The organism is Pseudomonas sp. FG13 (assembly GCF_057809755.1).
The window spans coordinates 150,156-162,821 of sequence record NZ_JBMDKO010000002.1; the positions used below are offsets into that span (position 1 = coordinate 150,156).

A 12,666-nucleotide genomic window follows, 5' to 3' on the forward strand; every position below is an offset into this window, starting at 1 on the left:
TCTCGTTCCGGAAAGTCATGGCAAAAGTATGCCTGAGATTGCCGGACCCTCCCACGCCGGAACGCAGGAGCGCATCGTCGGTACAACTCAGTGGCCTTGTTCGGCCACCGCCTTGGCTGCCGTGATCAGGCACTTGGTCAGTTCGGGCGAGGAAAACTTGGTCAGCACCCCATTGGCGCCGGCCAACCGGGCCTTTTCACTGTTCATGGCACTGTCCAGCGAGGTGTGCAGCAACACGTAGAGGTGGGCGAAGTCCGGCGTTTCCCGCAGAGTGCGGGTGAGGGCGTAACCGTCCATTTCCGACATTTCGATGTCGGAGACGATGAGGTTGATCTGTCCGGCCGTGCCTTGCAGGTCCAACAAGCATTCGATGGCTTCCTTGGCGCTGCGGGCGGTGTGGCATTGCAGGCCCAGGTTGCGCAGGGTGTGCACCGATTGTTGCAACGCCACCTGGCTGTCATCGACCACCAGGATCCGTGCGTTGCCCAGCACTTCGGCGTCTTCCATGCTCAGCTCGGTGGGCGCGGTTTCGATCTGCGCCGGGGCGATGCCATGGATGACCTTCTCGATGTCCAGCACCTGCACGAGCTTGCCGTCCACCGACGTCACGCCGGTGATGAACGCGCGATTGCCGCCGGAGCCGTAAGGCGGTGGCTTGATGTCGGTGGTCAGGCAGTGGACGATCTTGCTCACCGCCTGCACGTGCAGGCCCTGCTTGGAGCGGCTGACATCGGTGACGATCAGGCAGCCGCCGTCCGGATCTTCCAGCGGCCGCTCGCCAATGGCACGGCTCAGGTCAATCACCGACAGCGATGTGCCACGCAGGGTCGCAATGCCTTTCACGTGTGGATGCGACTCCGGCAGTTTGGTCAGTGGCGGGCACGGGATGATCTCACTGACTTTGAGCAGGTTGATTGCCATCAGCTTGCCGCTGCGCAACGTAAACAGCAGAAGCGAAAGTGAATCTGCGCGGGCTTTGTTGGAAGACATAAAAACCTTCTGTGTAAAAAGGTGGGGCGAACGTGAAGATCGCCAAAACAGCTTTTGATATCGGGTTATCGACTTGTTGGGGGCAGGCTTTAGGGCGAAAGCGGCCGACATCCGCTTTCCGGGCCAGCGGCCTGTGAATACACACCTGTGGCGAGGGGATAAATCCCCTCGCCACAAAGGCTTGAGCAACTTGAGGGCGTTACTTGAGCCCCAACCGTCGTGCCATCCGCCCCAGGTTCGCCCGATCCAGCCCCAGTTCTCGGGCGGCACTGGCCCAGTTGTGTTGATGGCGTTCCAGGCTGGCGCCGATCAGCCGGCGCTGGAAATCGTCCATGGCTTCGCGCAGGTCTCCTGTCACGGGGGTGATCGCCAGCGCAGGGGGTGTTGCTGAAGGCTCGGACGTTGGCTCGGTGGCCTGGGGCAAGTCCAGGTCCTGGGCACCGAGGCTGAGGATTTTCGGCCGCACCGGGCATCTGCCAAGCGCTTTCAGGGCGCTACGGCCGATCAGGTGTTCAAGTTCACGCACGTTACCCGGCCAGTCGTAGGCCAGCAGCGCGGCCTGGGCATCGCTGCTCAGACGCAGGCTGTTGAGGCCCATGCGCGAGCGATTCTGCTCCAGGAAAAAACCGCTGAGCAGCAGCACATCGCGGCCACGATCCCGCAGCGCCGGTACCTGCAAGGGATACACGCTCAAGCGGTGGTAGAAATCGGCCCGATAGCGGCCGTTGCGCACCTCTTCGGCCAGGTCGCGATTGGTGGCGGCGATCAGACGCACATCCACCAGATGCTCCTTGTCCGAGCCCAGGCGCTGCAACTGGCCGCTCTGCAACACTCTCAGCAGTTTGGCCTGGACGGTCAGGGACAACTCACCCACTTCGTCGAGGAACAGCGTGCCGCCATCGGCCAGCTCGAACTTGCCGCGCCGGTCGCTCGTCGCTCCGGTGAACGCGCCGCGTACGTGGCCGAAAAGTTCGCTTTCCACCAGGGTGTCCGGCAGGGCGGCGCAGTTGAGGCTGATCAGCGGCTGTTCGGCGCGTTTGGAGGCTGCATGGATGGCTTGGGCGACCAGCTCCTTGCCGACGCCGGTTTCACCGGTGATCAACACGGTCAGGTCGCTGCCGCCCACCAGCTTGATCTCTTCCACCAGGCGTTTATGGGCTTTGCTCTGGCCGACCATGTCGCGGGATTGCTGGCCGCTGGCCTGGCGATAGACCTCGGCGCGGCGGTGTTCGTCTTCGGCTTTCAAGGCCAGGCGTTCGATGCGTTCGGCGGCGCTGACCGTGGCGGCGGCGAGGCTGGCGAAGGCCTGCAGCGCACCGAGGTCGATGGGTTCGAAGCGCTCCGGATCCAGAGAGTCAAGGGTCAGCAGGCCCCAGGGGCGCTCATCGACGAACAGCGGGCAGCCCATGCAATCGTGAACTTCCAGATGGTCGTCGAGGCCTTCAACCAGTCCGTCGTAGGGATCGGGCAGGTCGCTGTCGGTGGCGAAACGGGTGGGGTTCGGGTTGGCCAGCAGTGCTTCGAAGCGCGGGTGTTCACTGACCCGGAAGCGCCGGCCCAAGGTGTCGGTGCTCAAGCCGTCCACCGCCAGCGGCACCAGGCTGTCCCCGTCCAGCCGCAACAGCGCTGCAGCGTCGCAAGGCAGCAAGGCGCGCAGGGCGCCGAGCAGGCGGCGATAGCGCTCGCCTTCAGGCAGTTCGCGAGACAGGTCCGCTACCAGCGGCAGCAAGGCGGTCAGTAGGGAGGTTGCGGTCATAATGACTCCGTGTAGTCAAAAGGACTATAGCCTCGCGTGTGTCGTTATGACTACATTATTTTTAAGCTATTGAAAATTAAAGAAAATATTTGTGGCATGAAACCTGATAAGCATCGGTATCCGTTTCCGTACCACACGAGGATTCACCTTATGCTCACCCGGGAAGAACGCGCCATCATTCGCTCCACCGTTCCATTGCTTGAAAGCGGTGGTGAAGCGCTCATCACTCACTTCTACCGCATGATGCTTTCCGAATATCCTCAGGTTCGACCGCTGTTCAACCAGGCTCACCAAGCCAGCGGCGATCAGCCTCGGGCCCTGGCTAACGGTGTATTGATGTATGCACGGCATATCGACCAGCTCGACCAGTTGGGTGACCTGGTGGCGAAAATCGTCAACAAGCATGTCGCCTTGCAGATCGAGCCACAGCATTACCCGATTGTCGGCTCCTGCTTGTTGCGGGCGATTGCCGAAGTGCTGGGCAACGAGATCGCCACGCCCGAAGTGATCTCCGCCTGGGGCGCCGCTTATAACCAATTGGCCGATATTCTCATCGGCGCCGAAGCCGGCATGTACGACAGGAAGGCCGCTGCGCCGGGTGGATGGCGGGGCGAGCGGGAATTCATCCTGGTGGCCAAGGTCCAGGAAAGCTCGGAGATCACCTCGTTCTACTTCGAACCGGCGGACAAGGGGCCGATCCTGCTGGCCGAGCCGGGTCAGTACATCGGCATGAAACTGTTCCTGGACGGTGAGGAAGTGCGCCGCAACTATTCGTTGTCGGCCCTGGCGGACAACGGCCAGTACCGGATCAGTGTCAAGCGCGAGCCGGGTGGGCGGGTATCGAACTACCTGCATCATGATTTCCAGATTGGCAGCCGCATCCAGTTGTTCCCGCCGTCCGGGGACTTCTACCTGACCGCCAGCGACAAGCCCTTGGTGCTGATCAGCGGTGGCGTCGGTATCACCCCAACCCTGGCGATGCTGCAAGCGGCGCTGCAAACCGAGCGACCAGTGCATTTCATTCACTGCGCACGTAATGGTCGTGTCCATGCCTTCCGTGAGTGGATCGACGACCTGGCCAAGCGGCACCCGCAACTCAAGCGCTTCTATTGCTACGACGAAGACGACGGCTTGAGCGAGGCAGCCGATCGGATTGGTTTGTTGAGCCAGGAGCAACTGGCCAAGTGGCTGCCGGAACAGCGTGACCTGGATGCCTATTTCCTGGGGCCGAAGGGCTTCATGGCCGCCGTGAAGCGTCATCTCAAGGCCCTGGGCGTACCGGATGGGCAGAGCCGTTACGAGTTCTTCGGGCCGGCTGCGGCGCTGGAATAAAGGCAAGCGGCAAGCCCGGCAGAACCGGGTTGCCTTCATCGCGAGCAGGCTCGCTCCCACAGGAAATTGCGGCGGACGCACAGTTGTGAGTGCTGCAAAAAAACGGTGGGAGCGGGCTTGCTCGCGAAGGCGGCGGCATCGTCGACATCGAGGTTGCCTGACACACCGCTTTCGCGAGCAAGCCCGCTCCCACAGTGGAGCCGCGGTGCACGCAGCATTTGCATGCACCATCGGACCCTGTGGGAGCGAGCCTGCTCGCGAAGGGGCAGGCATGCTTTGCACACTCAACTGACCTTTCGCCCGCTCAAAGTTAATCCGCACTTAACCTTTTTCCTGTCTATTCCCCCCCAAAGATGGCGCAAGCCGCTCGTTCACTGTCATGGCCAACGTGTAGACTTCGGCCATCCGACTGTGCGCCGAGTGTCGCAAGGCTGTGCGTCGATCCATGCATCCAAAGGAAAAGGTAATGAGTGAGGAAATGATGCGGTTGGGCCGCGAGCGGCGCTACCTGGTGTTGCTGGGGCTGATCTGCCTGGCGCTGATCGGTGGTGCGCTATATATGCAGGTGGCCTTGGGTGAGGCACCGTGCCCGCTGTGCATCCTGCAGCGTTATGCGCTGTTGCTGATCGCGATCTTCGCGTTCATCGGCGCGGCCATGCGCACCCGTCGCAGCCTGACGATTCTCGAGGGGATTGTGGTGCTCTGTGCCCTGGCCGGTGCGGGGGTGGCGGGACATCACGTGTATACCCAGTTCTTCCCGGCAGTCAGCTGCGGTATCGATGTGCTGCAACCGATTGTCGATGATCTGCCGCTGGCGAAGATCTTCCCGTTGGGGTTCCAGGTCGACGGGTTCTGCTCCACCCCATACCCGCCGATCCTGGGCTTGTCCCTGGCGCAATGGGCGCTGCTGGCCTTCGTACTGATCGTGGTACTGGTACCCTTGCTGGTGTCGCGTAACCGCAAGACCCTTCGCTGAAGCACCTCGATGAAACGCCCCGGTTTCCCTGTTGGAGAACCGGGGCGTTTTGCATTCAGCGACAGGAGGGACAGGCCTTGATCCGGGACAAGAATGACCTGCGACACTGTGCGACACGTTGTCACACATCCCCAGGTTCCGGGGGCGTTCGCGGCAGGAATATACGCCTCGTCCTGTAATAAAAAAATGTACCGACTTGCCACGCCCATTACCTTGGCGGAGCCGGCAGCAGGCATTTTTAACAGCGCAGCGCCATTTGGCGAGCCCCCCGAAAAACGGGCGCTTGCCAGGCAAAAAACCTCAACGCGTTTCGTTCAAGCTGTCTGAATCGGGCGTAGTAGGCTCACGTTTTTTGGGGTTCTTGTTGAGAATCAATTTCGATAACATGCCGGACCGTTGCGGTATCGGGAAGAGATTGTTGCCGGTTTGGATAAAAATTATTTCGGGATGAGACATGGTCTACAGCGCTCCAGCTCACTACAATCGCCCGCACCGAATATCCGACCCGGCTCAGGCTTGAGCACGAGAGGCGGTCGAAGGGTGCCAGCGCCCCATGCGACCCCAGGTGTCGGTGCCTTCCAACTACCCGCACCAAATGGAATTGGGCTGTAACAAGGCCTTTTACCGACGAATTCGAATAAGAACTCACTGCTGGCCCAGGATATGTCGAACAGCGTCTGACGCTCGACGGGCAGCCCTTATTCAAATCCAAGAAATGCCAACCCTTGGCAGGGTGAAGTGTTGGCGATCAAAACCCAACTGCATTGCGCAAGCTGCTTTAGAGGTCGTGAGATGAGTAAAAACAGGTACCCCCGATTACTAGGCTTGTTGCCGCTGCTCGGCACGTTGCTGCTGGGAGGCTGCAACATGACCTTGCTCGATCCCAAGGGCCAGGTCGGCCTGGATGAACGAAACCTGATCATCACCGCCACGCTGCTGATGTTGCTGGTCGTTGTGCCGGTTATCGTCATGACGTTCCTGTTCGCCTGGAAATACCGCGCGTCCAATACCAAGGCGGTGTACACGCCGAAGTGGTCGCACTCCACCAAGATCGAAGCGGCCGTGTGGACAATCCCGGTCCTGATCATCATTGCCCTGGGTTATGTCACCTACAAGTCGACCCACGCCCTGGACCCGTACCGTCCGCTGGAATCCGACGTCAAGCCGATCACCATTGAAGTGGTCTCGATGGACTGGAAGTGGCTGTTCATCTATCCGGAACAGGGCATCGCCACCGTTAACAAGATCGTGTTCCCGGCCCACACGCCGATCAACTTCAAGGTCACCTCCGACACCGTGATGAACTCGTTCTTCATCCCGGGCCTGGGCGGCCAGATCTACGCGATGGCGGGCATGCAGACCAAGCTGCACCTGATCGCCAACCAGAGCGCCGAACTCGAAGGTATCTCCGCCAACTACAGCGGCGCGGGTTTCACCGGCATGAAGTTCAAAGCAATCGCCACCACCCAGGAAGACTTCGACGCCTGGGTCAACGATGTGAAGAAGGCACCTAAACAGCTTGAAAAAGCTGAATACGAAGCCCTTTCCAAACCGAGCCAGAACAACCCAGTCGAACTCTACTCCGCGGTCACGCCGAACCTGTTCCAGACCATCATCGACAAGTATGAAGGGATGAATCCGGGCAAGCCGATGCACCACGAGAAGAAAGAGCAGGAAGTGGCGCACAACATGGAAGGGATGGACATGAGTTCGCATTCAGCTGCCGGGGCAGAGGAGTAAACGATGTTTGGTAAATTAAGTTGGGAAGCGATCCCGTTCCACGAGCCGATTGTCATGGTGACCCTCGCCATCATCGCGCTCGGTGGTCTGGGGCTGTTCGCCGGGATCACTTACTTCAAGAAGTGGACCTACCTGTGGACCGAGTGGCTGACGTCGGTCGACCACAAGAAAATCGGCGTGATGTACATCGTCGTCGCCATGGTCATGCTGCTGCGCGGTTTTGCCGACGCCATCATGATGCGTACCCAGTTGGCCATGGCCACCGAGGGTTCGCCTGGCTACCTGCCACCTGAACACTATGACCAGATCTTCACCGCCCACGGTGTGATCATGATCATCTTCATGGCGATGCCATTCTTCACCGGCCTGATGAACCTGGCAGTGCCGCTGCAGATCGGTGCCCGCGACGTTGCCTTCCCGTTCCTGAACTCCCTGAGCTTCTGGCTGCTGGTGTCCGGCGTCGTGCTGATCAACGTTTCCCTGGGTGTTGGTGAATTCGCCAAGACTGGTTGGGTTGCCTATCCGCCGTTGTCGGGGCTGCAATACAGTCCGGGCGTAGGTGTGGATTACTACATCTGGGCGCTACAGCTATCCGGGTTGGGTACGACGCTCACGGGGGTCAACTTCCTGGCCACCGTGCTGAAAATGCGTACCCCGGGCATGAAGCTGATGGACATGCCGATCTTCACCTGGACCTGCACCTGGGCCAACGTACTGATCGTCGCTTCGTTCCCGATCCTGACCGCCACCCTGGCACTGCTGACGCTTGACCGTTACATGGATTTCCACATTTTCACCAATGAACTGGGTGGAAATCCGATGATGTACGTCAACCTGTTCTGGGCCTGGGGTCACCCGGAGGTGTACATCCTGATCCTGCCGGCGTTCGGGATCTTCTCCGAAGTCATCTCGACCTTCTCCGGCAAGAAACTGTTCGGCCACCACTCGATGATCTACGCTTCCGGCGCGATCTCGGTGCTGGGCTTCATGGTTTGGCTGCACCACTTCTTCACCATGGGTTCGGGGGCCAGCGTCAACGCCTTCTTCGGCCTGGCGACGATGCTGATTTCGATCCCGACCGGGGTGAAGCTGTTCAACTGGCTGTTCACCATCTACCAGGGCCGTCTGCGTTTCACCAGCCACGTCATGTGGACCCTGGGCTTCATGGTGACCTTCGCCATCGGCGGCATGACCGGCGTACTGCTGGCCATCCCGGGTGCCGACTTCGTCCTGCACAACAGCCTGTTCGTGATCGCGCACTTCCATAACGTGATCATCGGCGGCGCGGTGTTCGGCTACATCGCTGGCTTCGCCTTCTACTTCCCGAAAGCGTTCGGCTTCAAGCTGCACGAAGGCTGGGGCAAGGGCGCGTTCTGGTTCTGGATCACCGGCTTCTTCGTCGCGTTCATGCCGCTCTATGTACTGGGCTTCATGGGCATGACCCGTCGTCTGAACACCACCACCAACCCTGAGTGGGTGCCGTACCTGTACGTTGCCATGTTCGGTGCGGTGCTGATCGCCGTCGGTATCGCCTGCCAGCTGATCCAGCTGTATGTCAGCGTACGTGACCGCAACAAGCCAGAGAACATGTGCGCACACGGCGACCCGTGGGATGCCCATACCCTGGAGTGGTCGACTTCTTCGCCACCGCCGTTCTACAACTTCGCCGTGCTGCCGAAAGCGGACACCATCGACCCGTTCACCGAAGCCAAGGAAAACGGTACTGCGTACCAGACTCCGGCCAAATACGCGCCGATCCACATGCCGAACAACACCGCTACCGGTGTGGTCATGGGCGGCCTGTTGACCGTGTTCGGTTTCGCGATGATCTGGCACATCTGGTGGCTCGCCGCTGCCAGCCTGGTCGGCACCGTGGTGTATTTCGCCATCCATGCTGCCCGTGACGATCAGGGCTACATGGTGCCGGTGGATGTCATCGAGCGCATCGAAGCCGAGCAGCACAAACGTCTGGTCGCGGCCGGGAAAGTCCGGGCTACCTCCACCCGTGTTGAAACCTCGTTGGAACAGGCTTAAACCATGTCGAACTTAGTGACCAATGTTGGACACGCCCATGGTCATGACCATGGGCATGATGACCATCACCACGACTCGGGCGAGATGACCGTATTCGGTTTCTGGCTCTACCTGATGACCGACTGCATTCTGTTCGCGTCGATCTTCGCGGCCTATGCAGTGCTGGTCAACAACGTCGCCGGTGGCCCGTCAGGCCACGACATCTTCGAGCTGCCGTACGTACTGGGCGAAACCGCTCTGCTGCTGTTCAGCTCGATCACCTACGGCTTCGCCATGCTGGCGTTGTACAAGGGCAAGAAAACCCAGGTCCTGGGCTGGCTGGCCATGACCTTCCTGTTCGGTGCCGGCTTCATCGGCATGGAGATCAACGAGTTCCACATGTTGATCTCCGAGGGCTTCGGTCCTAACCGCAGCGGCTTCTTGTCCGGGTTCTTCACCCTGGTCGGCACCCACGGTCTGCACGTGACCAGCGGCCTGATCTGGATGGCGATCATGATGTACCAGGTCCAGAAAAATGGCCTGACCGCCACCAACAAGACCCGCCTGAGCTGCCTGAGTCTGTTCTGGCACTTCCTGGACGTGGTGTGGATCTGCGTATTCACCGTTGTTTATCTGATGGGGACCCTGTAAATGGCTAACGCACATTCCCATGATGGTCATGACGCCAGCCACGGCAGCGTCAAGTCCTATGCCATCGGCTTCATCCTGTCGGTGATCCTGACCGTCATCCCGTTCGGCCTGGTGATGTACCCATCGCTGCCCAAGAGCCTGACCCTGTGGATCGTCCTGATCTTCGCCGTGGTCCAGGTCCTGGTGCACCTGGTGTACTTCCTGCACCTTGACCGCTCCGCCGCCCAGCGTAACAACGTGATTGCGTTTGTCTTCGCGGCGTTGGTGATCGTCCTGTTGGTCGGCCTGTCGTTGTGGATCATGTTCAGCATCCACACCAACATGATGGCGCACTGAGGAAAGTCCGGATGTCCTTAAAGCACTTTATCCAAATCACCAAGCCGGGGATCATTTTCGGTAACGTGCTTTCTGTGGCAGGCGGGTTCTTCCTGGCCTCGAAAGGGCATGTCGATCTGGCCATCTTCCTGGCGGCGATGATTGGCACGTCCCTGGTGGTGGCGTCCGGTTGCGTGTTCAACAACTGCATCGACCGCGACATCGACATCAAGATGGAGCGCACCAAAAACCGTGCACTGGTCCAGGGGTTGATCCCGGTACAACTGGCCCTGGCATTCGCCACGGTGCTGGGCGTGGCCGGTGTGGCGCTGTTGTACCGGGTGGCCAACCCGTTGGCGGCGCTGTTCGCGGTGATCGGTTTTGTCATCTACGTCGGTCTCTACAGCCTGTACCTCAAGCGCAAGTCGGTTCACGGCACGCTGGTGGGCAGTCTGTCGGGGGCGATGCCACCGGTGATCGGTTATGTGGCGGTCAGCAACAGCTTCGACATGGCTGCGCTGACGCTGCTGGTGATGTTCAGCCTGTGGCAGATGCCGCATTCCTATGCCATCGCGATCTTCCGCTTCAACGACTACCTGGCAGCCTCGATTCCGGTGTTGCCGGTCAAGCGCGGTATTCGCGTGGCCAAGAAGCACATCCTGCTCTACATCCTGGCCTTCCTGGTGGCGACTTTGATGCTGACCTTCAGCGGCTACGCCGGCATGAGCTACCTCGCCGTCGCCGCCGCCATGGGCATGTACTGGCTGTACATGGCCTGGACCGGCTACAAGGCCGTGGATGACACGGTCTGGGCACGCAAGCTGTTCGTGTTCTCGATCTTCACCATCACCGCCCTGAGCGTCATGATGTCCCTGGACTTCAAAGTGCCAAGTGAGCTGCTGCTGACCTACGCACCTTAAGCGCCAGATGCCCCACAAAAAGCCCCGCCTTCGAGAGAAACGCGGGGCTTTTTCATGGGCGCTGCCCGGGGTGGTGATGTTCCTGTGGGAGTGGGCTTGCTCGCGAAGTCATCGGTGGGTTCAATATCTTTGGTGGCTGACCCACTGCTATCGCGAGCAGGCTCGCTCCCACAGATATAGGGTATGGCGCATCACCGGCGAACACTGCAGACCCCATGTGGGAGCGAGCCTGCTCGCGATGGCGGCGGCACATCCACCCTCCGTTCAAACTGATTCACCGCCTTCGCGAGCAAGCCGCTCCTACAGGCTTACTGCTGGGCGATGCTGTAGCCGTCAAAGGCCTTTTGCTGCTGCAAAGCGGTGATGATGCTTTTGCGGGTGGCCTGTTGTTCGGTGCCGTCGTTGTCCAGGAACAGGTCGTTTTCCAGTTCGGCCTCGTCCCCTTCGCCGACGAAATTGAAGCCCAGGAATTCGAAGGCCTCACGGTCGACGTTCGGCTTGGAACTCGGGGTGCGCAGGGGCAGGGTGACGCTGATGCCGTCCTTGCTGATGACAAACACTTGCGCTTCCTTCTTGGCTCGCGAGGCCTTGCCCTTGCTGCCGCTCGGGTTGCTGATGGCCTGGTGGGTCTGGTTCAGCACCTTCAAGGCCAGGCCATAGACCAACTCCTGGAAGGCCGGGTCATCCTTGTAGCTGGAGAGAATCCGGCTGATGGGGAAGCGGCTGCTCAGGTCTTCCAGCGCGGCGAAATCGGCAGCTTCGGCGTCCTTGAGCTGCTTGAGCTGGCCCATCAGTTCGTAGGCCTTGTCATCGTCGAACGCATCGTGAGCCTGGCGAATGGCGCTGCGCAGCTCGCGGATCTGGTCGCTCTCGCGGTTCGATTGGAAGGCATCCAACACCATCTCACTGATGGTCTTGGCTTGAGGCAGATGCTGTGAAAGATTGATGGAGTTTTCGTATTCCGCTTTGGACGACAAGGTGACTACGGATTCAGCGGTATTGGAATCGGACATTGAAATTTCACTACTTCTGTTAGCTGGATAAGACGAGAAAGGCATTGAGCTTTTTTTCGGCCGCCTAATCTATTGGACACGGGCGGCGTTGTCACGGTTGATCCGGTGGCTGGTCGGCATTTGTTGCAGGCCACGGTGTTTTCGTACGCATCAGCGCCTCCAATCGCAATGCGTCGGGGATAGCCGCGCCACTGGCGGTGTTGTCGAAGATGCACCAGGTCGGTGTATCGGGTTCGCGTTTCAACTGCCGGGCGAGTTGCTCCAGCCAAATGTCTTCGTAGCGGGAGTAATAGATTCGCGGTGAGCCGTGCAACCGGTAGTAGCGCACCCCGGGCCAACCCCCGGGCTGGTCGCAGCCGGGCAAGGGCGATGGATCGGCGGCCACGCGGCCGATGTGTTCAGCGTGCAGCAATGCCGTGACGTGCTCGGCCAGCCAGCTGGGATGTCGGGGCTCAAGTACCGCGTGGCCCTGATAACGGTCCCGCAATGCCTTGAAAAACGATTCGGCCGCCCCGGCATCGAAGGCCAGTGACGGTGGCAGTTGGATCAACAGGCAGCCCAGCTTTTCCCCCAACTGCGAACACTGGCCGAGAAACTCATCCACAAGCCCGTCACAATCGCGCAACCGCCGTTCATGGGTGATCTGCTTGGGCACCTTGACCGAGAAACGGAAGTCCGGCGCGACGCTGTCTGCCCACTTCGCATAGGTGGCGGGACGGTGCGGACGGTAGAACGAACTGTTGATCTCCACGGCCGGGAAGCGGGCGCTGTAGCGTTGCAGATGGGTGCCTTCCTCGGGAAAGGCCGGCCATTGTTCCCGGGGCAGCGACCAGCCGGCGCAGCCCAAATGAAAGTCAGGTGAAGAGCGAGATTGAATCGACAAGGGCAATGACCTGTAGCGTCTCTGATTTCGCTGGGTTGTTCCGTAGCCCTGAAAGGCTACATTTCCAAAAGTAGCCT

The 12,666-nt window shown here is 59.9% G+C and carries 11 protein-coding genes; 7 read left to right on the top strand and 4 right to left on the bottom strand.

Annotated features, from left to right (window positions below; translation table 11 throughout):
• Positions 1–87: 87 nt before the first annotated feature.
• Positions 88–990 carry a chemotaxis protein CheV gene (locus ACODTO_RS03230; RefSeq protein ID WP_139645880.1) on the bottom strand — a complete coding sequence of 301 codons (903 nt, stop codon included), beginning with the start codon at positions 988–990 and terminating at the stop codon, positions 88–90.
• Positions 991–1,189: 199 nt separating this feature from the next.
• The gene (norR, locus tag ACODTO_RS03235) at positions 1,190–2,746 is read right to left on the bottom strand and encodes a nitric oxide reductase transcriptional regulator NorR (RefSeq protein WP_489105952.1); all 1,557 of its coding nucleotides are present in this window, start codon (positions 2,744–2,746) and stop codon (positions 1,190–1,192) included.
• 150 nt (positions 2,747–2,896) lie between these two features.
• Between norR and hmpA the strand changes: the two genes are divergently transcribed.
• From hmpA to cyoE, 7 genes are all read left to right on the top strand, one after another.
• Positions 2,897–4,078, top strand: a complete 1,182-nt coding sequence (hmpA, locus tag ACODTO_RS03240) for an NO-inducible flavohemoprotein (protein ID WP_489105953.1) — start codon at positions 2,897–2,899, stop codon at positions 4,076–4,078.
• Between the two features lie 466 nt (positions 4,079–4,544).
• Positions 4,545–5,054, top strand: a complete 510-nt coding sequence (locus tag ACODTO_RS03245) for a disulfide bond formation protein B (RefSeq protein WP_041022360.1) — start codon at positions 4,545–4,547, stop codon at positions 5,052–5,054.
• A gap of 792 nt (positions 5,055–5,846) precedes the next feature.
• On the top strand, positions 5,847–6,794 hold the full coding sequence (gene cyoA, locus ACODTO_RS03250; protein ID WP_489105954.1) for a ubiquinol oxidase subunit II: 948 nt from the start codon (positions 5,847–5,849) through the stop codon (positions 6,792–6,794).
• A 3-nt stretch (positions 6,795–6,797) separates the two neighbouring features.
• The gene (gene cyoB / locus ACODTO_RS03255; RefSeq protein WP_139645892.1) at positions 6,798–8,828 is read left to right on the top strand and encodes a cytochrome o ubiquinol oxidase subunit I; all 2,031 of its coding nucleotides are present in this window, start codon (positions 6,798–6,800) and stop codon (positions 8,826–8,828) included.
• Positions 8,829–8,831: 3 nt separating this feature from the next.
• Complete coding sequence (locus tag ACODTO_RS03260; RefSeq protein ID WP_024777554.1) at positions 8,832–9,458, top strand: cytochrome o ubiquinol oxidase subunit III; 627 nt, start codon at positions 8,832–8,834, stop codon at positions 9,456–9,458.
• A complete protein-coding gene (gene cyoD, locus ACODTO_RS03265) occupies positions 9,459–9,794 on the top strand; it encodes a cytochrome o ubiquinol oxidase subunit IV (RefSeq protein WP_041022358.1) in 336 nt (111 codons plus the stop codon).
• Positions 9,795–9,805: 11 nt separating this feature from the next.
• Complete coding sequence (gene cyoE / locus ACODTO_RS03270; RefSeq protein WP_025211928.1) at positions 9,806–10,693, top strand: heme o synthase; 888 nt, start codon at positions 9,806–9,808, stop codon at positions 10,691–10,693.
• A gap of 308 nt (positions 10,694–11,001) precedes the next feature.
• On the opposite strand, the gene ACODTO_RS03275 is transcribed toward cyoE, so the two are convergent.
• Positions 11,002–11,706 carry a hypothetical protein gene (locus ACODTO_RS03275; RefSeq protein WP_047699663.1) on the bottom strand — a complete coding sequence of 235 codons (705 nt, stop codon included), beginning with the start codon at positions 11,704–11,706 and terminating at the stop codon, positions 11,002–11,004.
• A gap of 91 nt (positions 11,707–11,797) precedes the next feature.
• Positions 11,798–12,589 (bottom strand): DUF72 domain-containing protein, encoded by a 792-nt coding sequence (locus ACODTO_RS03280; RefSeq protein WP_489105955.1) that lies wholly within the window; start codon positions 12,587–12,589, stop codon positions 11,798–11,800.
• Between the last annotated feature and the right edge of the window lie 77 nt (positions 12,590–12,666).

Bases quoted from the DNA above. Each gene is read 5' to 3' on its own strand.
- cyoD (WP_041022358.1), top strand. From the start codon at position 9,459: ATGGCTAACGCACATTCCCATGATGGTCATGACGCCAGCCACGGCAGC.
- cyoB (WP_139645892.1), top strand. From the start codon at position 6,798: ATGTTTGGTAAATTAAGTTGGGAAGCGATCCCGTTCCACGAGCCGATT.
- ACODTO_RS03230 (WP_139645880.1), bottom strand. From the start codon at position 990: ATGTCTTCCAACAAAGCCCGCGCAGATTCACTTTCGCTTCTGCTGTTT.
- ACODTO_RS03245 (WP_041022360.1), top strand. From the start codon at position 4,545: ATGAGTGAGGAAATGATGCGGTTGGGCCGCGAGCGGCGCTACCTGGTG.
- ACODTO_RS03260 (WP_024777554.1), top strand. From the start codon at position 8,832: ATGTCGAACTTAGTGACCAATGTTGGACACGCCCATGGTCATGACCAT.
- cyoA (WP_489105954.1), top strand. From the start codon at position 5,847: ATGAGTAAAAACAGGTACCCCCGATTACTAGGCTTGTTGCCGCTGCTC.
- ACODTO_RS03275 (WP_047699663.1), bottom strand. From the start codon at position 11,706: ATGTCCGATTCCAATACCGCTGAATCCGTAGTCACCTTGTCGTCCAAA.
- norR (WP_489105952.1), bottom strand. From the start codon at position 2,746: ATGACCGCAACCTCCCTACTGACCGCCTTGCTGCCGCTGGTAGCGGAC.
- cyoE (WP_025211928.1), top strand. From the start codon at position 9,806: ATGTCCTTAAAGCACTTTATCCAAATCACCAAGCCGGGGATCATTTTC.
- hmpA (WP_489105953.1), top strand. From the start codon at position 2,897: ATGCTCACCCGGGAAGAACGCGCCATCATTCGCTCCACCGTTCCATTG.